Source organism: Croceitalea sp. W27 (genome assembly GCF_055693185.1).
In genome coordinates, this window is record NZ_CM146327.1 from 395,410 (window position 1) to 421,369 (window position 25,960).

General features: G+C 36.8%; 19 protein-coding genes. 3 read left to right on the forward strand and 16 right to left on the reverse strand.

Translation table 11 applies throughout. The features are described from left to right. The first annotated feature begins 25 nt into the window (after positions 1-25). On the forward strand, positions 26-2,131 hold the full coding sequence (gene recG, locus ACZ1GR_RS01875; RefSeq protein WP_472610569.1) for an ATP-dependent DNA helicase RecG: 2,106 nt from the start codon (positions 26-28) through the stop codon (positions 2,129-2,131). A 50-nt stretch (positions 2,132-2,181) separates the two neighbouring features. On the opposite strand, the gene ACZ1GR_RS01880 is transcribed toward recG, so the two are convergent. The 7 genes from ACZ1GR_RS01880 to ilvD form a co-directional block, all read right to left on the reverse strand. After that, on the reverse strand, positions 2,182-3,288 hold the full coding sequence (locus ACZ1GR_RS01880; protein WP_472610570.1) for a DUF2911 domain-containing protein: 1,107 nt from the start codon (positions 3,286-3,288) through the stop codon (positions 2,182-2,184). Between the two features lie 193 nt (positions 3,289-3,481). After that, the gene (locus tag ACZ1GR_RS01885) at positions 3,482-5,062 is read right to left on the reverse strand and encodes an NADP-dependent glyceraldehyde-3-phosphate dehydrogenase (protein ID WP_472610571.1); all 1,581 of its coding nucleotides are present in this window, start codon (positions 5,060-5,062) and stop codon (positions 3,482-3,484) included. 22 nt (positions 5,063-5,084) lie between these two features. Next, on the reverse strand, positions 5,085-6,350 hold the full coding sequence (gene ilvA / locus ACZ1GR_RS01890) for a threonine ammonia-lyase IlvA (protein ID WP_472610572.1): 1,266 nt from the start codon (positions 6,348-6,350) through the stop codon (positions 5,085-5,087). Between the two features lie 35 nt (positions 6,351-6,385). After that, positions 6,386-7,861: a ketol-acid reductoisomerase gene (gene ilvC / locus ACZ1GR_RS01895; RefSeq protein ID WP_472610573.1), complete on the reverse strand. Its 1,476-nt coding sequence runs from the start codon at positions 7,859-7,861 to the stop codon at positions 6,386-6,388. 34 nt (positions 7,862-7,895) lie between these two features. After that, positions 7,896-8,423: an acetolactate synthase small subunit gene (gene ilvN / locus ACZ1GR_RS01900; RefSeq protein ID WP_377766612.1), complete on the reverse strand. Its 528-nt coding sequence runs from the start codon at positions 8,421-8,423 to the stop codon at positions 7,896-7,898. Between the two features lie 21 nt (positions 8,424-8,444). Continuing rightward, complete coding sequence (ilvB, locus tag ACZ1GR_RS01905) at positions 8,445-10,178, reverse strand: biosynthetic-type acetolactate synthase large subunit (protein WP_472610574.1); 1,734 nt, start codon at positions 10,176-10,178, stop codon at positions 8,445-8,447. Positions 10,179-10,204: 26 nt separating this feature from the next. Beyond that, the gene (gene ilvD / locus ACZ1GR_RS01910) at positions 10,205-11,881 is read right to left on the reverse strand and encodes a dihydroxy-acid dehydratase (RefSeq protein ID WP_472610575.1); all 1,677 of its coding nucleotides are present in this window, start codon (positions 11,879-11,881) and stop codon (positions 10,205-10,207) included. 367 nt (positions 11,882-12,248) lie between these two features. Here ilvD and ACZ1GR_RS01915 point away from each other — a divergent pair, with 367 nt between their 5' ends. After that, complete coding sequence (locus ACZ1GR_RS01915; RefSeq protein WP_472610576.1) at positions 12,249-12,977, forward strand: nitroreductase family protein; 729 nt, start codon at positions 12,249-12,251, stop codon at positions 12,975-12,977. Here ACZ1GR_RS01915 and ACZ1GR_RS01920 read toward each other — a convergent pair. From ACZ1GR_RS01920 to ACZ1GR_RS01935, 4 genes are read right to left on the reverse strand one after another with little or no spacing between them, the layout of a single operon-like run. Then, positions 12,974-13,813, reverse strand: a complete 840-nt coding sequence (locus ACZ1GR_RS01920) for a 5-oxoprolinase subunit C family protein (RefSeq protein ID WP_472610577.1) — start codon at positions 13,811-13,813, stop codon at positions 12,974-12,976. The genes ACZ1GR_RS01915 and ACZ1GR_RS01920 overlap by 4 nt on opposite strands. Next, the gene (gene pxpB / locus ACZ1GR_RS01925) at positions 13,806-14,537 is read right to left on the reverse strand and encodes a 5-oxoprolinase subunit PxpB (protein ID WP_472610578.1); all 732 of its coding nucleotides are present in this window, start codon (positions 14,535-14,537) and stop codon (positions 13,806-13,808) included. Before pxpB ends, ACZ1GR_RS01920 begins: the two co-directional genes overlap by 8 nt. Then, a complete protein-coding gene (gene pxpA, locus ACZ1GR_RS01930) occupies positions 14,534-15,277 on the reverse strand; it encodes a 5-oxoprolinase subunit PxpA (RefSeq protein ID WP_472610579.1) in 744 nt (247 codons plus the stop codon). The genes pxpB and pxpA overlap by 4 nt, the downstream gene beginning before the upstream one ends. After that, the gene (locus ACZ1GR_RS01935) at positions 15,278-16,471 is read right to left on the reverse strand and encodes an Nramp family divalent metal transporter (RefSeq protein WP_472610580.1); all 1,194 of its coding nucleotides are present in this window, start codon (positions 16,469-16,471) and stop codon (positions 15,278-15,280) included. Between the two features lie 221 nt (positions 16,472-16,692). Here ACZ1GR_RS01935 and ACZ1GR_RS01940 point away from each other — a divergent pair, with 221 nt between their 5' ends. Beyond that, a complete protein-coding gene (locus ACZ1GR_RS01940; RefSeq protein WP_377766272.1) occupies positions 16,693-17,139 on the forward strand; it encodes a hypothetical protein in 447 nt (148 codons plus the stop codon). 4 nt (positions 17,140-17,143) lie between these two features. On the opposite strand, the gene ACZ1GR_RS01945 is transcribed toward ACZ1GR_RS01940, so the two are convergent. From ACZ1GR_RS01945 to ACZ1GR_RS01965, 5 genes are read right to left on the reverse strand one after another with little or no spacing between them, the layout of a single operon-like run. After that, on the reverse strand, positions 17,144-18,679 hold the full coding sequence (locus ACZ1GR_RS01945) for a YifB family Mg chelatase-like AAA ATPase (protein WP_472610581.1): 1,536 nt from the start codon (positions 18,677-18,679) through the stop codon (positions 17,144-17,146). A 50-nt stretch (positions 18,680-18,729) separates the two neighbouring features. Beyond that, complete coding sequence (locus ACZ1GR_RS01950; RefSeq protein ID WP_472610582.1) at positions 18,730-20,490, reverse strand: hypothetical protein; 1,761 nt, start codon at positions 20,488-20,490, stop codon at positions 18,730-18,732. A 9-nt stretch (positions 20,491-20,499) separates the two neighbouring features. Next, on the reverse strand, positions 20,500-21,804 hold the full coding sequence (locus tag ACZ1GR_RS01955; protein WP_472610583.1) for a DUF4249 domain-containing protein: 1,305 nt from the start codon (positions 21,802-21,804) through the stop codon (positions 20,500-20,502). A 3-nt stretch (positions 21,805-21,807) separates the two neighbouring features. Continuing rightward, a complete protein-coding gene (locus tag ACZ1GR_RS01960) occupies positions 21,808-23,097 on the reverse strand; it encodes a DUF4249 domain-containing protein (RefSeq protein ID WP_472610584.1) in 1,290 nt (429 codons plus the stop codon). 11 nt (positions 23,098-23,108) lie between these two features. Then, positions 23,109-25,958 (reverse strand): TonB-dependent receptor, encoded by a 2,850-nt coding sequence (locus ACZ1GR_RS01965; protein ID WP_472610585.1) that lies wholly within the window; start codon positions 25,956-25,958, stop codon positions 23,109-23,111. Positions 25,959-25,960: the final 2 nt, after the last annotated feature.

Here is a 25,960-nt window from a genome sequence, read left to right on the forward strand (position 1 = left end):
AATCCAAATTACATATTTTAGTTCTATGAATTCCAATTTTCTACAAACACCGATAGTTTACCTTAAAGGTGTAGGGCCAAATAGGGCCGAACTGCTGCGTTCGGAATTGGGAATCGAATCTTTTCAAGACCTTTTACAGTTATATCCGAATAGATATTTAGACAAAACACAGTACTATAAAATTGCGCAGTTGAAAGATAGCGGTGCCGATGTTCAAATACTAGGCAAAATTGTTCATTTAAAGACTATAGAACAAAAGCGCGGCAAACGATTGGTGGCCAGTTTTGTAGATGATACTGGGCAAATGGAACTAGTTTGGTTCAGAGGGCAAAAATGGATTAAAGAAAATATTAAACTTAATGAGCCATATGTGATTTTCGGAAGGATAAATAGATATGGTGGTACCTTTTCAATGCCACACCCAGAAATGGAACTATTAAAGGCACATCAAGCAGGGCTTAAAATAAGTATGCAACCTATTTATCCTTCTACCGAAAAACTTAGTAACTCTGGCATCACCAATCGTGTGGTGTCAAAACTGATTCAGCAGCTTTTTCTGGAAACTAAAGCAAACTTTGAGGAAACGCTCTCACAAGAATTGATAAGCGAACTTCAACTTATTTCAAGGGCCGATGCCCTACTAAATATTCATTTTCCTAAAAATCAAGAGTTATTGGCCAAAGCACAATTTCGTTTAAAATTTGAAGAGCTCTTTTACGTTCAATTGCAGTTATTGAATAAAAAAGCCGTTCGCAAACAAAAAATAAAAGGACTGGCTTTTGACCAAGTAGGAAACAGCTTTAATGATTTTTTTCAAAATCACTTACCCTTTCAACTCACCAATGCCCAAAAGCGGGTAATTAAAGAGATAAGAAACGATTTAGGCAGTAGCGCACAAATGAACCGCTTATTGCAGGGCGATGTTGGCTCAGGCAAAACCATAGTGGCCCTAATGTGCATGCTTTTGGCAATTGACAATGGCTATCAGGCTTGTTTAATGGCTCCCACAGAAATTCTAGCCAACCAACATTTTAATGGTTTAAAAGAATTGTTAGGCGAAATGGATATTACTATTGAAATTCTAACAGGTTCCGTTAAAAAGTCCGTACGAAAAGGAATTCATGAGCGCTTAGAAAATGGAAGCTTAAATATTTTGGTAGGAACACATGCACTATTGGAAGATAAGGTGCAATTCCAGAATTTAGGTTTAGCCGTCATTGATGAACAGCATCGTTTTGGAGTAGCCCAACGTTCAAAACTGTGGAGAAAAAATGAAGTTCCTCCCCACATTCTTGTAATGACAGCCACACCGATACCAAGAACATTAGCTATGAGTTTATATGGTGATTTAGACATTTCGGTTATTGATGAGTTACCACCAGGGAGAAAGCCAATTAAAACTGTACACAGATATGATGCGAATAGATTAAAAGTTTTTCAATTTATAAAAGATGAAATTAAAAAAGGAAGGCAAGTTTATATCGTTTATCCCTTAATTCAAGAATCAGAAGCTTTAGATTATAAGGATCTGATGGATGGCTATGAGAGTATTGCTCGGGACTTCCCCCTACCCGATTATCAGATATCCATCGTACATGGCAAAATGAAAGCTGATGATAAAGACTATGAAATGGAACGTTTCGTAAAAGGTAAAACCCAAATCATGGTAGCTACAACTGTAATTGAGGTTGGGGTAAATGTGCCCAATGCTTCTGTAATGATTATTGAAAGTGCCGAGCGCTTTGGGCTATCGCAACTGCATCAATTACGTGGAAGGGTCGGTCGTGGAGCGGAACAAAGTTTTTGCATACTCATGACAAGCCATAAGCTCTCTAGTGATGCCAAAACCCGTTTAGAAACTATGGTACGGACCAATGATGGTTTTGAAATTGCCGAAGTGGATTTAAAACTGCGCGGTCCTGGAGATTTAATGGGAACGCAGCAAAGCGGATTGTTAAACCTTAAAATTGCAGATATCGTAAAGGATAATCAAATTTTAAAATCTGCTCGCTATTATGCTATTGCTCTTTTAAAAGAAGATCCTAAAATAGCCAAACAGGAAAATTTAAGAATTAGACAGGCCTATATAAACCTGACCAAAGACAAAACTATTTGGGGGTATATCAGCTAAAAAGCTCCACACTTCTGTAGAGCTTTTCGTTTTTTAAAAGACCGTAATCTTTATTTATTGATATCCTCACCCTTCTTAAGCCTTTCCAAGGCCTGTTCCAATCTTGGTTTAAAATTGGCCGGAGCAACTGTCAAAGATTTATTTATAGCTTTGATAGCATTTTTGCTGTCTCCAACAGCCGAATACGCCCTTGCAAGACCATAATTACTTGGCCACGCACCTTTATTAGTTTTTACGTTCGCCTTTAATATGCTAAGTGCCTTAGTATTATTAGTACCTATCAATTGGGTGCCAGCACCATACACTTCTCTAACATTACCTAAAGCAACCGCTTTATCCAAGAAATTGGTGGCTTCTACCGCTTTACCTTGTTTTGCCAAAATCTGAGATTTTAAGGCCAAATTAGAAAAGGTTTCTTTACTGAAAAACTTTCCGCTTATAGAAGTGTTCACCCATTCTAAGGCCTGATCTAAGTCACCAGCGTTAAATGCATAATTCGCCGCTTGATCCCAAGTAGATTGTTGAAAGCCTTTTGGATTACGTAAATCATTGGCAATACCTTTCATAACAATATCAGTTACTGGAACTTCTATTTTAAACGGTATTTCCTTTTTCGCCCATTTTAAACTGGCCGTTGTACTTGTAGCATCAGCAGTGTCAAAACTAAAAGTTAGCATTTCCACGGAACTGTCTAAATCTTTTGTTTTTGTGTTAAAGCGTAGCACGTCTTCCGCTTCATCATAAAAATAACTTCCCCAAGAAGTAGTATTGCTTGATAAAATTCCGGTAACATCTCCGTTTTCTTCAATGGCAAAAAACAAGGCATATTTACCAGCTTTCACATCTTTACCTTCGATTTTTGAATCATGGGTAAATTCGATTGTAGTATTGTAGTCGGCACCTGCCCGCCATGGTGCGGATTTCGATGTTCCGAAACCAAGGTCGTTAAATCCATAGGGAACTAACTTACCCCAGATTTCCCTTCCCTTTACATAGGGCCTGTTGTAGTGAATTGTAATGTCCGTAATCCCAACACGTTGTGATACTTCTGCCTCTGGACTACCTGCTGGTAAGGTTAACTGCGCTTTGAGGTTAGTTGAAAAGCTTAGTGCTGTTAATACTACAAACACTAAGGCTTTTGAGTAGCTTTTTTTCATTAGATTTTAGTTGTTTAAATTAATAATTAGGTCTGTCGCTAAAAGTATCTATACCTAAAATCAACCAAAGTTAGAAATGTGTTAAAAAGGCCTCTTTCCCTGTTAAATTCAACAGATTTTTGCATAAAAAAGTAAGCCCTGATGCGGGCTTACCAAGGAAAATTTCAAAATTCCTAAAGAACCATTCTTGTTCTTATAATATATAGTCAGTGCTTAAAAAATTACTGACTTTAGCATCCAAAAGTTGTTCAATAGTTTCATTGTTCAACTCATTATCTTTAAAAGCCACAAATGTTCTGATAGAGAAAGAACGTAGTGCATCGTGAACGCTTAAAGTGGCCTGCGCCGAATCTTTTCTTCCTGTAAATGGATACACATCAGGACCTCGTTGGCAAGAGCTATTTAAATTCACCCTACAAACCAGGTTGGCTAGCGTATCGATTAGCGGTGAAAGTGTGTACACATCTTTTCCGAACAAACTTACTTGTTGCCCGTAATTTGATTCGGCCATATCGTCTAAGGGCTCTTCAATATCTTTAAAAGACAACACAGGAATTACAGGGCCAAACTGTTCTTCTTCATATACGCGCATATCTTTGGATACAGGATATAACACCGCAGGCCAAATATAGTTATCAAAGTGCTCGCCACCTTTTTTGTTCTGAACAACGGCACCTTTGGATAAAGCATCATCTATTAACTCTTGTATGTAGCCAGGTTTGCCCGGTTCTGGTAAAGGTGTCAATTTGACTCCTTCATCCCAAGGGTTTCCAAATTTCAATTGATCTATACGTTCTGAAAAACGTTTCAAAAATTCTTCTTTAACATCTTCATGCACGTAAACCACCTTTAAAGCGGTGCATCTTTGTCCATTGAAAGATGTAGTTCCTGCTATAACTTCATTGATGGTCAAGTCTAAATCTGCATCTGGTAAAATTATTGCGGGATTTTTAGCTTCAAGACCAAGAACTAAACGTAAACGATTACTCTTTGGGTGTTGTTCTTGTAACGCATTGGCAGATTTACTATTTCCGATCAAGGCCAATACATCTACCTTGCCCGTTTTCATTATTGGTGCGGCCACTGCCCTACCTCTACCGAATAAAATATTGATTACTCCCTTTGGAAAACAAGTCTGAAAAGCCTCCAGTAGTGGTGTAATTAACAAAACACCATGTTTTGCTGGTTTAAAGATTGTAGTGTTTCCCATGATGATTGCCGGAATCAACAAGGCAAAAGTTTCATTCAACGGATAATTATAAGGGCCCAAACATAATACAACACCTAAAGGCCCCCTACGAATGTGTGCATACACATCGCCCGACTTATGGAATTTTGCGGAATCCCTATCCAATTGTTTGTAATCTTCAATAGTGTCGTAAATATACTCTACCGTTCTGTCGAACTCTTTTTCTGAGTCAGGCAAAGACTTGCCTATTTCCCACATTAAGAGTTTAACAATTTCCTCCCGCTTGGTTTCCATCTTTCGAACGAAAGATTCCATACATTCTATTCGGTCTTTGACCTTCATTGTTGGCCAGACACCTTGCCCTTGATTATAGGCGCCCAAAGCGGAATCCAAAGCTTCAATAGCCTCTGGTTCGCCCATATCAGGGATACTGCCTAAAACAGTTGGCATGTACGTATCAGTGGAGGAAATGGTAGAAGCTACTTTAGTTGTATTTCCTTTCCATCTTTTTAATTCACCATTAATCAAATACGTATCATGATGTATTTCTGAGGTAATCTTAAATTTTTCAGGTATTATAGCCATAAGTATTCCCTATTAAAATGCTTCAAATTAGGTATTGAAACAAGTCAGGTTTATCGTTTAAATAGTCTCCAAAAAAGCCATTTGCTTTCATTCTTGTAATAAGGGGCGAAAGGTCTTCCGGTGATTTTAATTCTATTCCGACAACTGCCGGAGCATTCTCCCTACTAGACTTTTTAGAATATTCGAAATGCGTAATATCATCGTTAGGTCCTAGAATATCGGCAACAAATTCTTTTAAGGCCCCAGGACGTTGCGGAAAACGAATAATGAAATAGTGTTTTAACTTACTGTAAAGTAATGCCCGCTCCTTAATTTCTGCAGTTCTGGTAATATCATTGTTACTTCCACTTACAATACAGACTACATTTTTACCCCTTATTTCTTCTTTAAACGAATCAAGAGCAGCTATTGTTAATGCACCAGCTGGTTCTACAACTATTGCATCTCTATTGTATAATTCTAAGATAGTTTGACAAACCTTACCTTCATCAATAGTTTCCATATTGTAAAGATGTTCTTTACAAATGGAAAAAGTATAGGCACCCACTTTTTGAACCGCGGCGCCATCTATAAACTTATCAATTTCATTTAGCTCAATTAATTCACCTTTTGCGATTGAAGTCTTCATTGAGGGCGCCCCAGTGGGTTCAATTCCGATAATTTTTGTCTTTGGCGACAAAGCATGAAATGTACCACATAGGCCAGAAGCCAATCCACCTCCACCTACGGCTACAAAAACATAATCAATATGGACCTCTGACTGCTCTAAGAGTTCAAGACCGACTGTTGCCTGACCTTCAATAGTTTTAGGGTCATCAAAAGGATGTACAAACGTTTTTTGTTCTGATTTGCATGCCGCTATGGCCGCCTTATAAGAATCATCAAAAGTATCTCCTTCTAAGACTATAGTTACCCAATCACCACCGAACATCTCGGTTTGATCCACCTTTTGCCTAGGGGTGACGACTGGCATATAAATTGTTCCTTTTACACCTAAATGGTTACAAGCGAAGGCAACGCCCTGGGCATGATTTCCAGCACTTGCACAAACAACGCCATTCTCTAATTCTTCTTTTGAAAGCGAACTTATCTTATTAAATGCTCCTCTAATCTTATAGCTGCGAACCCGATGTAAATCCTCCCTTTTTAGAAAAATGTTGGCATCAAACTCCTTGGAATAACGAATACTCTGCTGCAAAGGGGTCTGGTTCGCAACCTGACGAATTGTTTTAGCTGCCTCATAGATATCGGCAATTTTAGGAAAATATGTAGTTACAGTGTCTTTCATTAAAAACGAACAAAAAGATGTTTTGATCTGAACTTCTAAACAATAGGCTTCATCGCGGTCATAGACGCTCTTAGTCTTGCACCTACAATTTCTACAGGGTGCTCTCTCAAGGCCTTATTTATAGCAATTAGTCTAGCATTGTCAACACCAGTATTCTTTGCATTGCCAAATGGTTTACCGATAACCGTTGTATCAATTCCTTTCATGAAATCGGCCAACAATGGTTTACAGGCATGATCAAATAAGTAACAACCATATTCCGCTGTGTCGGATATAACACGATTCATTTCAAATAATTTCTTTCTTGCAATCGTATTGGCAATTAGCGGTGTTTCATGAAGTGATTCATAGTATGCCGATTCTGCAATGATACCAGACTCTGTCATAGCTTCAAAAGCCAACTCAACTCCTGCCCTTACCATAGCTACCATCAAAACCCCGTTATCATAAAACTCTTGCTCACTAATTTCATCATTACCAGCAGGGGTCTTTTCAAAAGCGGTTTCGCCAGTAGCAGCACGCCAGGTCAGTAGATTTTTGTCGTCATTGGCCCAATCTTCCATCATGGTTTTAGAAAAGTGCCCGGTCATGATATCATCCATGTGTTTTTGAAAAAGAGGACGCATGATATCCTTCAGTTCCTCCGACAATTCAAATGCTTTTAGTTTAGCGGGATTTGACAAACGATCCATCATATTCGTTATTCCACCATACTTCATCCCTTCGGTAATCGTTTCCCAGCCATATTGAATTAGTCTAGACGCATACCCTGCATCAATACCTTTTTCAATCATTTTATCAAAACATAAAATAGAACCTGTCTGTAACAAACCACAAAGAATCGTTTGTTCTCCCATTAGGTCAGATTTTACTTCTGCAACAAAAGAGGACATCAATACCCCCGCTCTATCGCCACCTGTGCCTACAGCATATGCCTTGGCCTGGGCCAAACCTTTACCCTCTGGGTCATTGTTCGGGTGAACCGCAATTAAGGTAGGTACACCAAAACCTCTTTTATATTCTTCTCTCACTTCAGAACCTGGGCATTTGGGTGCAACCATGATTACCGTTAAGTCTTCGCGGATATTCATTCCTTCTTCGACAATATTAAATCCATGTGAATAGGATAACGTAGCTCCTTTTTTCATTAATGGCATTACAGCACTTACAACCGCCGTATGTTGCTTGTCTGGTGTAAGGTTGATTACAACGTCTGCATTAGGAATTAAATCTTCATAAGTGCCAACTGCGAAACCGTTTTCTGTAGCATTAACGTACGATTGCCTCTTTTCTGCAATAGCCGATTCACGCAGGGTATATGAAATATCTAAACCGGAATCCCTCATATTTAGTCCCTGATTTAAACCTTGTGACCCACAACCCACAATTACTATTTTCTTTCCTTTTAAGGCCGAAACACCATCTGAGAACTCCCAAGAATCCATAAATCTGCATTGTCCTAGTTGTTTTAATTTATCCCGTAACGATAGCGTGTTAAAGTAATTTGCCATTTTGTATTCTCTTTTATTTAAATTATTGTTTGGTTTAATGATGTTGAAACTCTTGAAGCAATGCCGAAATTTGCATTTCATCTTTTGATACCGATATACGGCCCGAACGCACAAACTGCATAATGCCGTAAGGGGCTAATTGTTCGTACATTTCATCTATTTCGAACCTACGGCCAGTTTTTGCCAATACGAAAAAGTCTCGCGCCACGGTAACAATTTGTGAATTATTGTCTTTAATTATATTTTGAATTTGACGTTCATCAAAAAGCAGATCAGAAGCAATTTTGAATAGTGCCGACTCTTGATAAATAGTCTCATCATCTGTATGATAAAATGCTCTAATAACTTCTATTTGTTTTTCGATTTGGCCAACAATTTTCCGTGTCCAATTCTCCGTGGTGTGAACCACTATAGTAAATTTAGAAACATTATTAATTTCTGATTTTGAGACATTTAGACTCTCTATATTAATGTGTCTTTTCAAGAATATTCCTGATATTCTATTTAAAAGGCCTACGTTATTTTCAGAGTATACGGATATCGTAAACCACTGATTTTCTATATTATTATCATCCATATTAGTTTACTTTAAACGGATTTCAGAGACGGCAGCTCCCGAAGGAATCATTGGAAAAACATTATCCTCTTTTTCTACTTTTACCTCTAAAAAATACGGTTTGTCAGAAGCAATCATTTCTTGAACTGCAGATTTTAAATCTTTACGTTCACTTACACGTTTTGCCTCGATATGATATCCTTCGGCAATTTTGACAAAATCAGGATTTACCATTACGGTCGAGGCATATCTCTTCTCAAAAAATAGCTCTTGCCATTGCCGAACCATGCCTAAATGGTCGTTATTCAATACCACTATTTTTACAGGAATATTATGTTGAAAAATGACTCCTAATTCTTGAATAGTCATTTGATATCCGCCATCACCAATTATAGCCACAACTTCGCGGTCCATTGCACCTTGTTTTGCACCAATTGCAGCCGGTAAGGCAAAACCCATTGTACCCAAACCACCTGAAGTAATATTGCTTTTACTTTCTCTAAACTTTGCATACCGACAACCAATCATTTGATGCTGACCCACATCTGTGACAATTACTGCCTTTTGTTGAGAAGCGATATTAATTTCTTCGATGACCTCACCCATAGTCAACCCTTCCTTAGTGGGGTGTATATCGTTTTTAATTACCGTATCGAACTCAATTTTATATTTTTCCTTAAAGCGATTGTGCCAAGATTCGTGCTTATTGACATTAATTAATGGAAGTAAGAGCGCTAAAGTTTCTTTTGAATCTCCTAAGACCGCAATATCAGCATACACATTTTTGCTAATCTCGGCAGGGTCAATTTCAAAGTGAATTACTTTGGCCTGAGTTGCGTAATCATCAAGTCTTCCCGTGACTCTATCATCAAAGCGCATACCTATTGCAATTAAAACGTCACACTCGTTGGTAAGAATATTGGGTCCATAATTTCCATGCATACCGACCATACCAACATTTAAAGGATGCTCCGTATCTAGCGCAGAGGCGCCCATAATGGTCCACGCGGCAGGTATGCCTGCTTTTTCAACGAAAGCTTTCAATTCTTCTTCTGCCTTACCTAAAATCACGCCTTGTCCCCAAACAATAAATGGCTTTTGAGCAGAATTTATTAGTTCAGCCGCAGCTTCTAGGGCTTTTTTATCAGGTTTAGGAGTAGCATTGTAGCTTCGTACCCCTGTACATTTTTTATAGGAGAACATCAGTTCTTCAAACTGTGCATTCTTTGTTATATCAATTAAGACCGGACCTGGTCGACCCGATTTTGCGATATAAAAAGCTTTGGCTATTATTTCAGGGATTTCTGACGCCTTTGTTATCTGATAATTCCATTTTGTGACTGGAGTAGAAATTCCAATAATATCAGTTTCTTGAAATGCATCAGAGCCTAGTAAGTGTCTTGGCACTTGCCCAGTAATACAAACCATTGGCGTAGAATCTATCTGAGCATCTGCCAGACCGGTCACCAAATTTGTTGCGCCTGGGCCAGAGGTGGCCATGGCAACACCTACCCTGCCTGAAACCCTTGCGTAACCCTGTGCAGCATGCGTAGCCCCCTGTTCGTGTCGTGTTAGAATATGGGTGAGTTTGTCTTGAAATTTGTATAACTCATCATATACAGGCATAATGGCACCTCCTGGGTAACCATATAACAAATCAACACCTTCGGCCAAAAGGCAATGTATAATCGCTTCTGCACCCGATATCTTCAAGGTCTTGCCTTTACGAGTTTCGGTTTTCATTTCTTTAAGTGTCTCCATGCTTTTTAACTATAATGAGTAAATCTTTAAAATTCATCCGTCACGCAACCTTCAGAAGCTGAGGATACTGTTCGTGCATATTTGTAGAGGCTTCCACGTTTTACCTTCAATGGAGGTTTTTTCCAGTTTGCCTTACGTTCTGCAATTTCCTCCAGACTTAAGTCTACGTGTATTTGATTTTTTTCTGCATCTATTGTTATGATATCCCCATCTTGTAATAATCCTATTAACCCGCCATCTTGGGCTTCTGGGCAAACATGACCGACAACAAAACCGTGCGTTCCACCAGAAAACCTTCCATCTGTTATTAGCGCGACATCTTTACCCAAACCGGCCCCCATAATTGCAGAAGTGGGCTTAAGCATTTCTGGCATTCCTGGTCCTCCCATCGGTCCTTCGTATCTAATAACTACGACATTTCCTTTTTTAACTTCACCTTTTCCTATACCCGCGTTAGCTAAAAATTCATCATCATATACTTTGGCGGGTCCGGAAAAATATAGCCCTTCCTTTCCCGTAATCTTCGCAACAGCCCCTTTTTCGGCAAGATTACCGTATAAAATTCTTAAATGTCCCGTTTCTTTAATTGGGGCATTTAAAGGTTTAATCACTTTTTGGCCTTCCGATAAACTTGGAACCTCTGCTAAATTCTCTGCAACGGTTTTACCAGTAACCGTTAGACATTCACCATGCAGCATCCCATTTTCAAGCATAAACTTCATTACGGCTGGCACCCCACCTATACGATGCACATCTTCCATTAAAAATTTACCGCTAGGCTTTAAATCAGCCAAAAATGGTGTTGTATCACTAATCTTCTGAAAATCATCTAAAGTGAAAACTATATCAGCAGCCTTTGCAATGGCCAAAAAATGAAGTACGGCGTTCGTCGAACCTCCTAGGAGCGTTAGTAATCTTACGGCATTTTCTAGCGACTTTCGGCTAATAATATCACTTGGCTTAATATCCTTTTCCAAAAGATGCCTGACTGCTTTTCCTGAATTTATAGCGTCATTTTGTTTTGGCTTTCCAATAGCCGGATTGGAAGAGTTAAATGGCATAGCCATACCTAAAGCTTCTATTGCAGAAGCCATTGTATTTGCAGTATACATGCCGCCACAGGCACCAGCCCCAGGGCAGGCATTTTGAATCACTCCTTTGTAATCAGTTTCATTCATCGTTCCTGCAACCTTTTCACCCCAGGCTTCAAAAGCAGAAACCACATCTAGTTTTTTATCTTTAAAACATCCGGAAGCTATGGTTCCCCCATATACAAGAACCGACGGTCTATTCAATCGAATCATCGCCATCAATGCGCCAGGCATATTCTTATCACACCCTACAACAGTGACCAAACCATCATAATTCATGGCTTGTACCACCGTTTCCATAGAATCGGCAATAATATCCCTTGAAGGCAGTGAGTAACGCATTCCATAAGTGCCCATAGATATTCCGTCACTCACCCCAATAGTATTAAAAACCAATCCCACAGAACCACTTTCGTTAACACCCTTCTTTACCTCTTGCGCCAAATCATTCAAGTGCATATTACAGGGGTTACCCTCGTAACCTGTACTTCCGATGCCTATTAAAGGTTTCTTAAGATCCTCTTCCGATAATCCTATGGCATACAACATTGCCTGAGCAGCCGGTTGTGTCGGGTCTTGTGTTACGTTTTTACTGTGTTTGTTTAATTCCATTAAAAGTTTCTTTCAAAATGTTCAAAAGCGTTGAAAATACTTTAGTATTCAAAAATAATTGTTTCAAATACCTCAATATTTTAACAGTAAGATATCGTCTAAAGTCATTTAAAAAATAATTTGCTTAATAACTTGTTTTTCAGTTATTTAAATCGATTTAAAATACCACATTCATTTATTTTATTAAGCGCATAAAAAAAGCCTGTATCGGTTAGATACAGGCTTTTTACATATAACAAAGTCCGTATCAACCCATCTCTGGGATAATAATGACCACATTTAAAAGTGTGTTTTTTGTTATCATACTTCAAGAGTACGTAAAAAATTACTAAAACACAATCACTTGTAATTAATATATTTACGCTCTATGGAAAAAACAGTTTCTGAAGCCATCAATTACAGACGTTCGATTCGCATTTTTAAAGAAGATATCGAATTGGATACTGAAAAAGTAAGAACTTGTATACATAATGCAACTTTAGCCCCAACCAGTAGTAACCTCCAATTATGGGAGTTTTACCATATCGTTGACAAGACAATACTTAAAAAAATGGTGCCTGCCTGTTTGGGTCAAAACGCCGCAAAGTATTCTAAACAGATGGTTGTGGTCGTTACCAGAAAAGATTTATGGCGAAAAAGGGCAAAAGCAAATGCAACCTTTATAAAGAGCTCATTAAACAACAAGCCTAAGATAGAATATACCAAACGGGACAAATTTGCCTTGGCCTATTATACGAAACTAATTCCTACGGTTTATACCGACTTTTTGGGAATACTGGGATGGGTAAAATATACTGTCTTTCAAGTGGCAGGACTCTTAAAACCCACATACCGGCAAGTAAGAAATTCAGACATGCGGATTGTAGCTCATAAAAGTGCTGGATTAGCAGCTCAAAATTTTATGATGAGTATGGCTTCAATTGGCTATGATACTTGCCCTATGGAGGGCAGTGACACCTTGCGAGTTAAAAAACTATTAGGATTGCCAATAGGTGCAGAAATCAATATGGTCATCGGATGCGGCATACGAGATGAAAAAGGAATTTATGGTGAACGCTTTCGCATACCTTTTGAAGAGGTCTATTTTAAAGTCTAAACCATTTTAAAAATTAGCTTGTCGGTTGATTTTTTCTGGGCCAGTACACAAATCGCCTCTTCACTTAATTGTAATATTCGCGGATATCCCCCTGTTGTTTGACCATCTTTCATTAAAATAATAAGCTTACCTGCTGGGGTTAATTGTATCGTCCCCGGCTGCGTAGCAGAAGTCAAGATTGTCGTAGAATGTCCTTCAATTGTCTCATTTAATTGATAGGCCATTCGATTATTCTCTTTTGAAATTGAAAATTCTTTTGAAAAAAGAGCAGTTAATTGGCCGTCATTTAGCATATCATATTCCGGAGCCTTAAAAACTTCTAAATAATCAAAATCCAAATAAGTATCCATTTTCAATTCAGAAATTTTTGGTTCAAAAGAAGTACATTCTTCAAAATTTATTTCTTGAAATTCAGAAATACATTTGGTATCCGTTAATGGGTAATATTGTGACATACTGCCTAGTATAGAAGGTGCTTTAAACCCTTCTTTTACAGCCAAATAACTTCTGAATCCTTTCTCTAACCTTCCATAGGACAAAATATCACCTTTAACGACCTTGTATACCTTGTAGTTATCTATTGGTTCATTATTCAATGTAGGAGAAAGCAAGGCCCCTGCCAATGCAATATAGGTGTCGTTTTCAAACAAAAGTGTTGGGCCTGTCATGGTAATTTCAAGAACCGAGGCACAAGCTTTATTTTCTAATAAAGCGTTAAGCCTAGAGACCGAAATCATATCCATAGCACCCGAAACCGGTACTCCCTTATCACGATATCCAAACCTGCCACAGTCTTGCACAGTAGTAAAAAAACCAGGTTTTAATACTTTAAGCATCCAACAAAATTTTCTCTGGTTTATAAATACCCACTTCGCCTTCAATTTTATGCAGTTCATATTCGGCACGGGTGATCGATTCAAATTTTATCTTGTCTCCAACACTTACAAAACATGGTTTTTCTGCATTTGCATTAAAAATTGGGATTGGGCAATTACCAATAATATTCCACCCCCCTGGGGATTCTTGTGGATAAATGCCCGTTTGTTTACCTGCCAAACCTACAGCACCTTTAGCCACCTTTAATCTTGGGGTTTCTTTTCTTTTGGTTTCTATGTGCTTCGGAAGTCCTCCCAAATACATAAACCCCGGTAAAAAGCCTATACCAAATACCCTATACTCGTTTGAAGAATGTATTTCTATTAGTTCAGAACTCGTCATTTTTAAGTTGAGGGCAACTTCCTCTAGGTCAATCCCAAATTCAGTGTCATAACAAACCGGTAGTTTCCAGAGCGTTCTTTGTGTTCTTAAAGTAGCCTTATTTGTTTTGTAAAGTTGAAGTAGTTCTTTTTTTAGCTTCTCAAACTCAAAATCACCATTGTTTGAGATTATGGCAATAGAGTTATACGCAGGAACAAGTTCTATATTATCATTTAACTCTTCTTCTAAAATTGACTTAAAACGAATGATATCATCAAGAATAGCTTCTTCAACTTCATTTGGCCATTCTATGAGAATACCTTTTCTGCCAAACTCTTTTAATGTAATCGGATAACTCTTCACTTGCCTATTTCAATACTTTTCTTCGGTAATTCATTGGAAAGATACGTTAATATTTCAATAGCTTCCGGAGTATCTCCATGAACACAAAATGTATCCGCTCTTATTCTTTTGAAACTCCCGGATATCGTTTTAACGCTTTTATCCTCAATTAATCTCAAAATATGATTCAAAACACTCTTAGGACTTGTTATTAAGGCATTTTTTTCTTTTCGTGATACCAGTGTTAAGTCATCATTGTAGCTTCTATCACAAAACGCTTCATACTTTATTTTGAAACCTTGCCTTACAGCTTCTTTTGCAACAACAGAGTTATAGGGCACATATAAAAATGTGTTGTTTTTAAAACCTTTTATTGCCTCTAAAAAAGTATGTACCAATGGCAAATTTGACATCAACTCATTATATAAAGCTCCGTGTGGCTTTATATGATTCATTTTTGCCTGCTCTGATTCGGCCACTTTAAGAAATGTATAAATCTGTTTTCGGATACTTATTTTAAGATCTTCATCAGCTATATCAATGACTTTTCTACCAAAATTCTCTTTGTCAGGATAACTTGGGTGCGCACCCACCTTAACCTTATACTTTTTTGCTAACTTAACAATTTCGCTTATCGTCTTTTCGTTACCTGCATGCCCTCCACAGGCTATATTACATGAAGATATTAATGGCAATAAAATCGGCTCATTGCCTATCCCCTCGCCAACATCGCAATTGATATCTATAACTTTATGATTCATTCAAAACAGGTCGAATACTTTAAAAATACTTTTTGCCCCAAGAAGAATTGAAAGAACAATTATTGTAAACCCAATGATATTTTGGATATAATTATTACGATACTTTCCCATCACTTCATTTTTATTTACTATCCATACCAACAAAATAGCTATCACAGGAAGTAAAGTGCCATTAGCAATTTGCGCAAATTGTATGATTTCTATTGGCTTTATTTTTAAGGAAAGACTCAACACTCCCACTCCTAAAATTAAAATCCATACCAAACGAAATTTCCAATCTTTTAAGTCCGCATCCCATCCAAAACAATTGTTGGCTACATAGGCTGCTGCGAGTGGCGCTGTTATTGCCGAGGTAATACCGGCAGCAAAAAGCCCGACACCCATAAAATACTTTGCAGCATTACCAAATAAAGGCTCTAAACCTTTTGCTAGGTCCAAAGCACCAACTATTTCTTTAGATGGTATAGCCGCAGCAGCAATAATTATTGTCATCGAGATAAACCCACCTATGGCAATCGATACTATGGTATCCCATCTTACACTTCTTAAATCGTCTTTAGATTTCCATTTTTCGTTCACCAAAGAGGCATGTAAAAATAAATTATAGGGAACCACCGTCGTTCCGACCAGCGCAATGATTGTTAAAAGGCCTTCCTCAGGAAAGGTAGGAAGAAATAAACCCTTTAAAATCAGGGAAACATCTGGCTGGGTGATTATCGCAGTAACGATAAAAGAAAGGCTCATTAGAAAAATTAATCCCACAAAAACTTTTTCAAGAACCTTATAACTACCCATCCATAGCAAGGCAAAGGCCAAAAAACCAACAATAAAAGGATAGTATACCGAGTACTTATTACCGAATAAGGCGGTCATGCCCAATGTTGCACCACCAATGTTACCGGCCTCATAGGCTGTATTACCAATGAGAATAGCCCCTATAATAATCATTAAAACTGCTATTCTGATCCATTTTGACTTTAGTTGCTCCCTTATTACCAGTGCAAGTCCTTTTTGGCTTACAACTCCTAGGCGAGCGGCCATTTCTTGCAAAGCCATCGTTGCCAAAATAGATAGAAACATTGCCCAGAGTAGCGCATAGCCAAAACCGACACCAGCTATCGAGCATGCCGTAATTGTACCCGGACCAATAAAAGCTGCAGCGATTAAAACTCCTGGACCGATTTTCTTAAACATTATAAAAGGTTGGTATTGAAATTAAATTCAAGATAGCAGAAAAAGAATCATATTCAACTAGAGTTTCACCACAATTTTAACATTTCTGTTTACCGTTTATCTAAAAAATAACCGTTCGTCTAAAAGTTGTGTGTCATACATCGATTTAAAATAATAAAGTGAAAAAGATAAGGTTATACTAATCCCAAATCTTAATATTAATACCAAACGACCTACTTAACATGACCTGTAAAGATTGTGACAAAAACATCGGCTATGACGAGCACAAAAACTCCATGGATTCTCTAGGAGTAGAATTATGCTCAAGACACACCAAGCTTATTAAAAGAGTTATTTTAGACAACGGAACCCCAATTGAGGCAATTCAATTGTTCTATGCCTTAAAGGAGGCCGGAGTAAATCCGATGTTAGAATGGTGGGATGGCAAGAAATCTGTTGATATCGCCATTTCAAGGGTAAAATTAAATATTGAAATAGATACTGATTATGAAATGATTACCCATGATCAGGCTATTAACGATTTAGAACAGGCAATGCACTCTTTTAAAAACGGATTTACAACTATTCGTATACCACACGTGGTCATTAAGTACTATTTGTTAGATACCGTGAAAAACATACAAGGAATCATTGAAGGATTGCGAGCCAATATCAAGATGGTAGGATAAACTTTCACCCCAACCAACCCTCTCTATCGAGACTACGATATTGAATAGCTTCACTGATATGATTTCCATTCAGGTTTTCATCACCAGCTAAATCACCTATCGTACGCGCTACTTTTAAAATACGGTCATAAGCCCTCGCAGAAAGATTTAGGCGTTCCATAGCATTTTTTAAAAGCTCTTTTGAGGTTTCATCCAACTTACAATGCTCGCGGATCTGTTTCGTATTCATTTGTGCATTGTAATGCACATTTTCAAGTTTAGCAAACCGTATAGTCTGTAATTCCCGAGCTGCGGTAACCCGTTTTCTTATTTCAACACTACCCTCCCCTTTTCGCTCTTCGGATAATTTATCGAACGGAACCGGAGTCACTTCAATATGAATATCTATTCTATCCAATAAAGGCCCAGATATTTTGCTAAGGTAGCGCTGCATTTCAGCTGGGGAAGATGTAACCGGTGCATCTGGGTCATTAAAATACCCGCCAGGACTTGGGTTCATACTAGCAACCAACATAAAACTGCTGGGGTAGGTTACAGTAAATCGAGCCCTTGAAATGGTCACTTCCCTATCCTCCAAAGGCTGGCGCATTACTTCTAATACGCCCCTTTTAAATTCAGGTAATTCATCTAAGAACAAAACGCCATTGTGTGAAAGCGATATTTCACCAGGTTGCGGATAAGCCCCACCACCAACAAGCGCAACATCTGAAATCGTATGGTGCGGGGAGCGAAATGGGCGCTGACTCATTAAGCCCATATTCTTGATCTTACCAACGACACTATGAATTTTGGTGGTTTCCAAAGCTTCATGTAAAGTCATCGGGGGAAGAATTGATGGAAGCCTTTTAGCCAGCATCGTTTTTCCAGCTCCAGGAGGTCCTATTAAAATAATATTATGTCCGCCAGCTGCTGCAATCTCCATACAGCGTTTTATACTTTCTTGACCTTTGACATCAGAAAAGTCAAACTCAGGAAAATCTAAGCTTTTATAGAACTCTGCCCTAGTATCAATAATGGTCTGTTCCAAAGGTTTTTGTGTATCAAAAAAGTCAATTACTTCTTTTATATTCTCAACTCCATACACCTCTAAATCACTTACTATAGCTGCCTCTTTTGCATTTTGTAAAGGAAGGATAAAACCCTTGTAACCTTCTTCTTGCGCCTTAATCGCGATAGGTAATGCCCCTTTTATAGGTTGTAAGCTCCCATCTAATGAAAGTTCTCCCATGATAAGGTACTTTTCTATATCTTCTGACTTAATTTGATTTGAAGCAGCTAAAATTCCTAAAGCAAGCGTTAAATCGTAAGCTGATCCCTCCTTTCTCAAATCGGCAGGAGCCATGTTAATGGTGATCTTTTTACCAGGAATCTTATAGCCATTATTCTGCAAAGCGGCAGCTATTCTATAATTACTTTCTTTAATCGCATTATCTGGCAGGCCAACAAGATGATAGCCTATTCCTTTATCCACGTTAACTTCAACTGTAATTGTAGTCGCTTCAACGCCGAATACGGCGCTTCCAAAAACTTTAATAAGCATCGCAAGTATTTATATAATTAAAATATGGCCTTTAGAGTAAATCGAGCTTCTTATTCAACAAATATTGTTTTTTTAAGCGAAACTGGCTTGCCATATGTTGTAAATCCTTCTAAAATAATCTCAAACTCTCCCTTAATATCTGAAGTAAAAAACTCCTCTGAAAAACTATTATCCGTTATAGAAATATTAGGTAGCCATAATAAAATATCGCGATAATCAGGAATTCGATTCATTCTATTATCAGTTGAGTATTTATGCTTATAATAGTTTTTTTGCTTTCTAGAGAATTCTAAATCACTAATACTTGTATTATCATTGCTATAATTATTAAAAAAATCACCATTTAATGTTTCTATCGCTACTAATCCCTGATATTGTTTTGAGCCAAGTACCAACCTGTCTTGAAGGACTTTGATATTATCTATTAAATCTGCATCAAAATCTTTAATCTTTGAATGTTGGGGTATGAAAACACCATCAATTAAAACAATAGCCGGAAAATCGTTGTATTCGACATTTACCTTTAAAAATTCTTGGGCGACTCTTATATAATCCCCAGCACTTCTGTACCCTACGTTATTCAATATTTCAACGAAAGTTTCTTGGAGTGTTGGGAAACGAGTATAATCATTTAGCTTATATATTTTTGGAGTGCCTCCATCAAAAATATCAATAGCATCTTTAGGTAAAATAGAATCGGGCATGATGCTGAAAAAATTGTTTTGTATTTGATTATAGATACTTCTTTTTTCAATTAGTTTTCTATATTTTTTGTCTAAGCTAAAATTTGAAACACTTAATTTAGAAAAGTCTAAACTGGATTTTTTTTTGATAATCACTTCAAAATCTCCTTCATCAATAACTTGAACTATTACATTCGAGTTTTTATAGTCCCTTTTAAAATATGTATAAAAATTTCCGTCTGCGTTGGTTACGGCGACTTTTAATAAATACTCTTTTCCTGGAATAGAAATAACTACATTCTTATCAGGGGCTGGCTGTTTTGTTTTTTTATCTAACAGCTGTCCAAAAAATAATTCACCTCTTTGTTCGGGTAGAAATATGCTATCTCCTACGCTTTTATTTATTGTTTTATCAGCCTTTAAAAACTGTTCCGCATAATCTTCCGATGTTAAATGCCCCAAGTTTTCAAAATCACATTTTTTTTGAATAGCCAGAGAATAATTACCATGTCCGAGCTTGCCCTTGAAGTTTTTTAGTTCTAATGTTACTTTCGCTCTCGATAAAAAAGAGGTCTTATTTGTTTTTATCTCAAAAATACTATTGTTAGAAGAGTGAACATTTTTTTTGTAGGCTACTGATTTAATCGGTTCATCAACTTTCAAGGGTTGAGGTCTATCAAGCAATGCTCCTTGGTCTGATAAATAAGGGTTAATTACTACAATATCATCTTTAAATATTTGTTTCAATCCATTATTTAGCATCCATTGTGTATAAGCAATCAATTTATAATTGCCTGAAGGAATTGAAGTAGTTAAGAAAAAGTCTCCTGAAGCCATCCCTCTATAGAGTTTAAGCTTATTTTTAAAAATAGCTTCTCCAGATTCATTAATTAAACTAAGGTATACTAAAGAACTAATAGCGCTCAATCTATTATTTTGCGTGTTTTGACAATACACTTTGTAAAAAACATATTCGCCTGTAAAGACTACGGGAGCTGTATGATGTACATATATTTTTTCCTGGGGTAGATTTTGTAGACTTAGCAATTCAGTCCCATCATTTACTATATACTGAGAAAAACCGTTTTGTGCTAATATAATAGCTATGATTACTAAGAACTTTTTCATATCAATAGTTTACTCTTCCCAAAAATCAGGTAGTACATTACTCCCAAGCACTCTGCAATCTCCACAAATCTTTGGAACGAAAGTGTAAGGCCCTGGACAATCTCCAATAGTCCCATCATTACTTCCAACAAAAGTAATTAGATCTAAATCTAATTGTTCAATAATAGAAAGCGGGCAAGAGCTACCCCCATCAGGACCTGTAGCGCAATAGGAACGATGGGATTCGTTCGAGGATTGCTCAGTACAATTGAACGGAAGCGGAGGAAGTTCTTCATTAGGGTAAAAATCATCATAATTAAAAAACAAACGCTTTTTTGAACTAAATACAACATCAAATAGGCCTATAACTGTATTTGGGTTTCCATCATCAGAAATTAAATTTCCATTTAAAAAACCCGGTTGGACCTGAGAAAAGATATTTCCGCTTTGGCTAAAGTTGTTTAACTTTTCATAAAACCCAAATGATTCCGCACTAGTAACAAATTGAATTACTTCGATACTATATCTATGCGCTATTAGAAAGCTATTCTTATCCAAAAATCTAACCATAAACTTCTTTAGTCCTGTATTATTAAGGTTAGAAAGTTGTGCCTGTAAAATTGAATTCGAAACATCGGTTCTATAACAAATTTGGGTTTCTTCTTCTTGATCAATTATTTCTAAATCATAAGTAGGTACAGGTAAGGCACATGGGTCGTAATTAGATAGTTTAAACTTGTATGGAGACCAATTGGGTGCTATTATTTTAGATGTTTCATTGTAAGAAAATCTAAGGTTTTGAGAATCTCCATCTATACCTCCACTGTCTACAAAAACACCAATACCTTCAACGCCGTTATCTCTAACAATTTTTTCTGCATATAATTCTTGAATCTGCGATGTACCTGAAATACCAGCCTCCGTAGATGTAAAACCTTGCCCGTTAGAAGTATTTATCCTCAAAACATATTTTTTATTTGGATTAGCGGAAAACGTTGTCTCGGATTCATAAATTCCAGGGGTTATCTCAAAAAAATTATATTGGGTCCCAGAGTCATCATTAATTATAATCTGCGCATTTTCTTCATATTTAATTAAGTCAGGCATATTCGTTCTTATTGTACCAAATTGACTAAAATTTGAGTCTAATTCTAAATCAAGAATTGTATCAATTCGGCTTAACACTATTCTATGTTTTTTTAATTCATTTGTTAAAGTCGCTTCTACTACCAAAATATCATCTACAGCACTATTTGAGGTTATTTCGAAAGAAACTTCGTCAATGCAACTTAGAGTTACCAAACCCAAAAACAGTAAAACAACTTTTTTTAACATAAACTAATCTATCCAATATTCTGGCATAATATTTTCTCCAAATACCCTGCAATCAACGCATCCTTTAGCTTTAATTAAATACGGGGCCCTGTCTATATCTCCATTACTATCAACCTGAGTATAATTTTCATTATCCGCATGATAGCCAAAAGCACCTGACAATATGCCTTCAATAAGTGGAGAACTATCATTTCCATCAAGTACAACTTTACCATTTATCACCGTAGCATGAAAACCTTCGGGATAAAGAGCCGGTTTGCCAGTTATGAAGCAATTAATAATATAAGGAGGCAGCTCTTCTTGAGGAAAAAGATCTTCATAGCTAAAGAACAATCTTTTTTCGCTGTATGAGCTAATCTCAAAAAAACCCAGAACTAAGGTACTCTCATCAGACGTCTTAATATTACCCTGTATTAAACCCGTCTGGGTATTACTGAAAATACTTTCATTACTAGAAAAATCATTCAATGATTCATAAAAAAAAGCTGCATTCGCGCTATGATGGTATTGTTTTACCAGAATGCTATATCTATGAGCTATTCTATAATTATCCCTACTTAAAAAACGTACTTCAAAATCTTCTAAAGCATTGGAATTTAAATCTTCGGTAGATGCTAAAATTAGTTCATTAGAATTATCAACTGAATAACATACTTGAGCAGATTCGGTTCTAGATGCGACCGTAACTTCCCAACCATCATCATCTTCACAGAAAAAATCGTAATCTACTTCATCCCAATCAAATGGATTATACTCAGGCGCTATTATTTTATATGCTTCTTCAAACTCATATCTAAAGTAATTTGGTGAAGGAGAACTGTTAGCATTACTAACCAGAATGGATACCCCTTCTATTTCTGAATTATTGGTTATCCTTCTTGCTTCGAGTTCATCTATACCAATATTTTCCGGGACTTCTTCGAAATCTGGTATATATTTTTTACCATCAATTGTATTGATTTCCAATTGGTATTGTCTACTAGAAACCAACTGCATTGTTTCTATAGATTCATATTTTCCGGGTTCTACTTCAAAAAAGTTAACAATAAATCCGGTATCATCCCTTACAAGTACATTTGCCTTAGTCTCTGTTTTAGGATTTTTTGCCTCAAAATCAAATGTTCTGGAAAGAAATATTACTTGTCTTTCATTTCTTGTATTAAGTCTTGCATCAACTACCAGAGCATCTTTTACCTGATTGACTTCTGTTATATCAAATGGCTCCACACAAGCATTCATAATCATCAAAACTATAAAGCTAAAAAAAGTAATATATTGATGATGAACTTTCAAATAGACGACTATTAAAATCTAAAATTATAGGTTATTGATGGTATAGGAATTGCAAAAATTGAACTCTGCAAAGCTTTAACTTCTCCGTTATCCGTTATAAAAAATACGGAATATGGATTATTTCTCCCAAAAACATTATATACTGAGACGGTCCAAAAACTGTGCGCAAACTTATTCTTTTTGTGGTTACCATCAATATTTACACCTAAGTCAAGTCTATAATAGTCAGGAATCCTAAATTGATTTCTGTTACTGAATGCCACAAAATCTGCATTATTAAAACGAAAAGTGCCAATAGGGAAAGTAACTGGCCTACCTGTTTGATACACAAAATTTGCGGAAAAACTATAGCGCCTTGTAAGTTTATAATTGGCAATTAAGCTCACATCATGAGGTTTATCAAAATTAGAAGGGAAAAATTCACCCCCATTAATTCGCTCTTCATTAAAATCGCTATCAAAACGATATAAAGATCTCGAATAGGTATAGCCTAACCAACCATTTAACTTACCTCTGTTCTTCTTAAGCAAAAGCTCAATACCATATGCTTTACCATCACCTTGTAATACTTCAGTCTCAACATTTTCATTTAAAAAAAGATTTGCTCCTGTTTTAAAATCCAAAACATTCTCCATTAGTCTATAATAACCTTCTAGACTTAGTTCATATTCATTCTCCTTTAAATTTTTATAGATACCTAAAGATGCTTGGTATCCTCTCTGCCCCTCAATATTCAAATCACTTAATTTCCAAGTGTCAATTGGTGAAACTGTTGTATTGTTTGATAGTGTGTGTAAAAACTGATACGAGTTGTTCACGCTAACTTTGATTGATAAATCTGGAGTTATCAGATAACGTGCCGATAATCTTAACTCGGGTCCTCCGTAAGTTTTGATGATTTCTCCACTACTATAAGCAACTGTATCTCTTACCGTTGACTCATTCCTAGGTTGGTTCTCATTATAACGACGTTGAGAGGCCTCGCCTAAAGCTGCAAAAAAAGCATATCGCAGGCCTAAATCAACCAAAAACCTATCGCTGATTTTTATTTCATCACCTATAAAAATAGCACCTTCTAGGGCCTGCTCTTTCGGAATTATCCTCGTGGCTACATCTGAATTATCTCCTGAAGGTTCAATTCTACCAGGGTTTACTGAATAATATTTGGTTGACAGGCCATAGTTAATAGTGTTATTGTCATTAACAATAGTCTGCATTTTAAATTTTAAAGCAGTTTCATTAATACTATAGTCCAATTCAAAATCATTGTTTGATTCGCCGTCAAAATCAATCCCAAAACGATAATCACTATTCCCTACAAAAAGAGAACCATTTGTTCTAACACTTACTCGTCTGTTCCATCTAATTGAAAAAAGACGATTGCTATAATTGTACAAAGAGTCTGATGTAATACTAAAATTATCCCTACTAAAATAACCCGAAGCCATGATTTCGTTCTCAGGATCTATCTTATTGTAATATTTAATAATCCCATCAAAAAATGAAGCTTCGCTATCCCTTAGTGACTCTTCATCCAAAGATTTTAGTATCCAATCTGCATATGCGCCCCTAGCACCCACTATAAGTGATGATTTGTCTTTCTCTAGAGGAACCTCTAAAGCCAAATTTCCGGTGACAGGACCTATTGATCCTTCCCCAGCAAGCTTTTCGACATTTCCATTTTTAGTTTTGATATCGAATACAGAAGAAAGCCGCCCCCCAAATTCAACAGGCATACTACCTTTATAAATATCAACACCTTTAGTAGTAAAAGGATTTAAAGCCTGAAAAATACCAAAGAAGTGGGTGGGGTTATAAATAACTGCATCATCAAGTAAAACTAGGTTTTGATCTGTTTTTCCTCCTCTGACATTAAGGCCAGTAGCTCCTTCGCCAGCTGATGAAATACCAGGCATGGCTTTTGCAACTTGTAAAATATCGCGCTCTCCAAGAACGAGAGGTATGTTTTTAGATTTCTCTGAATCAATTTGCTCACTACCTGTCATAGCATCCTCGACGTTACTTGCTGCATCTGCCTCTACTACAACCTCCTCTAAACGCTCTAAGCCCTCCTTCAATGCCCAATTGAGTTCTCCGTCCGAGTACATAACAATCTCTCGTTTTGCATCTTCAATACCCATTGCACTAGCAAATAGAGCATTATAACCAGCTGGCAACAGTAAGGAATATTCTCCTTTAGCATTAGTAATAGCGACTTTATTAGAATTTGAAATGCGAATTGCTAAATCTGGAATAACCTCTCCGGTATTTGAATTAATTACCTTACCTGATAAAACATAACTGTTAGCCGATTCAGTTACATTCGCTTTTCCTATTTTAATAATTTTAAATAACTCGCTGTTTTGTTTAATGTTATCATCAAAGAAAATAGGAGAAAAGTTTCTGCTCGGCATTGTATTTACCTTGGATGTAACAACCTCCCCTGCAGAACCAAAAAAGTTTTTCGGCAATTCGTCATAAACAATATTGTTCTCTAAAAGAATTATTCTTTTCTCTTCTTCTAAAATGTAATAGTTAAGTGGCGTTGTCGACAAAACAATATCAAGAACCTCTCCTAGGTTCTTATTATTAAACGAAATGGTTAAACTATCTTTTTTTAGCCAATTATCGATATAGAAAAACTTATAGTCGGTTTTGTCTTCAATACTATTGATTATATCCAGCAAAGAGCTATTTTGATAATTAGCCGAAATACCACTAAAATCTTGTGAACTAGCATAAAAAAAAGTCGTGAAAAGAAGAATGCTAAAAAATACTTTCTTATGTATACGCTTCCTAAAAATAGGTATCAAAGAAACTAAGATCTTATACCATATCTTAGAGATTTGAAAGTAATACATAT

What these genes read in the sequence shown, in the direction of transcription:
- recG (WP_472610569.1), top strand. Translation starts at nt 26, where the DNA reads ATGAATTCCAATTTTCTACAAACACCGATAGTTTACCTTAAAGGTGTA.
- ACZ1GR_RS01880 (WP_472610570.1), bottom strand. Translation starts at nt 3,288, where the DNA reads ATGAAAAAAAGCTACTCAAAAGCCTTAGTGTTTGTAGTATTAACAGCA.
- ACZ1GR_RS01885 (WP_472610571.1), bottom strand. Translation starts at nt 5,062, where the DNA reads ATGGCTATAATACCTGAAAAATTTAAGATTACCTCAGAAATACATCAT.
- ilvA (WP_472610572.1), bottom strand. Translation starts at nt 6,350, where the DNA reads ATGAAAGACACTGTAACTACATATTTTCCTAAAATTGCCGATATCTAT.
- ilvC (WP_472610573.1), bottom strand. Translation starts at nt 7,861, where the DNA reads ATGGCAAATTACTTTAACACGCTATCGTTACGGGATAAATTAAAACAA.
- ilvB (WP_472610574.1), bottom strand. Translation starts at nt 10,178, where the DNA reads ATGGAGACACTTAAAGAAATGAAAACCGAAACTCGTAAAGGCAAGACC.
- ilvD (WP_472610575.1), bottom strand. Translation starts at nt 11,881, where the DNA reads ATGGAATTAAACAAACACAGTAAAAACGTAACACAAGACCCGACACAA.
- ACZ1GR_RS01915 (WP_472610576.1), top strand. Translation starts at nt 12,249, where the DNA reads ATGGAAAAAACAGTTTCTGAAGCCATCAATTACAGACGTTCGATTCGC.
- ACZ1GR_RS01920 (WP_472610577.1), bottom strand. Translation starts at nt 13,813, where the DNA reads ATGCTTAAAGTATTAAAACCTGGTTTTTTTACTACTGTGCAAGACTGT.
- pxpA (WP_472610579.1), bottom strand. Translation starts at nt 15,277, where the DNA reads ATGAATCATAAAGTTATAGATATCAATTGCGATGTTGGCGAGGGGATA.
- ACZ1GR_RS01935 (WP_472610580.1), bottom strand. Translation starts at nt 16,471, where the DNA reads ATGTTTAAGAAAATCGGTCCAGGAGTTTTAATCGCTGCAGCTTTTATT.
- ACZ1GR_RS01940 (WP_377766272.1), top strand. Translation starts at nt 16,693, where the DNA reads ATGACCTGTAAAGATTGTGACAAAAACATCGGCTATGACGAGCACAAA.
- ACZ1GR_RS01945 (WP_472610581.1), bottom strand. Translation starts at nt 18,679, where the DNA reads ATGCTTATTAAAGTTTTTGGAAGCGCCGTATTCGGCGTTGAAGCGACT.
- ACZ1GR_RS01950 (WP_472610582.1), bottom strand. Translation starts at nt 20,490, where the DNA reads ATGAAAAAGTTCTTAGTAATCATAGCTATTATATTAGCACAAAACGGT.
- ACZ1GR_RS01955 (WP_472610583.1), bottom strand. Translation starts at nt 21,804, where the DNA reads ATGTTAAAAAAAGTTGTTTTACTGTTTTTGGGTTTGGTAACTCTAAGT.
- ACZ1GR_RS01965 (WP_472610585.1), bottom strand. Translation starts at nt 25,958, where the DNA reads ATGTATTACTTTCAAATCTCTAAGATATGGTATAAGATCTTAGTTTCT.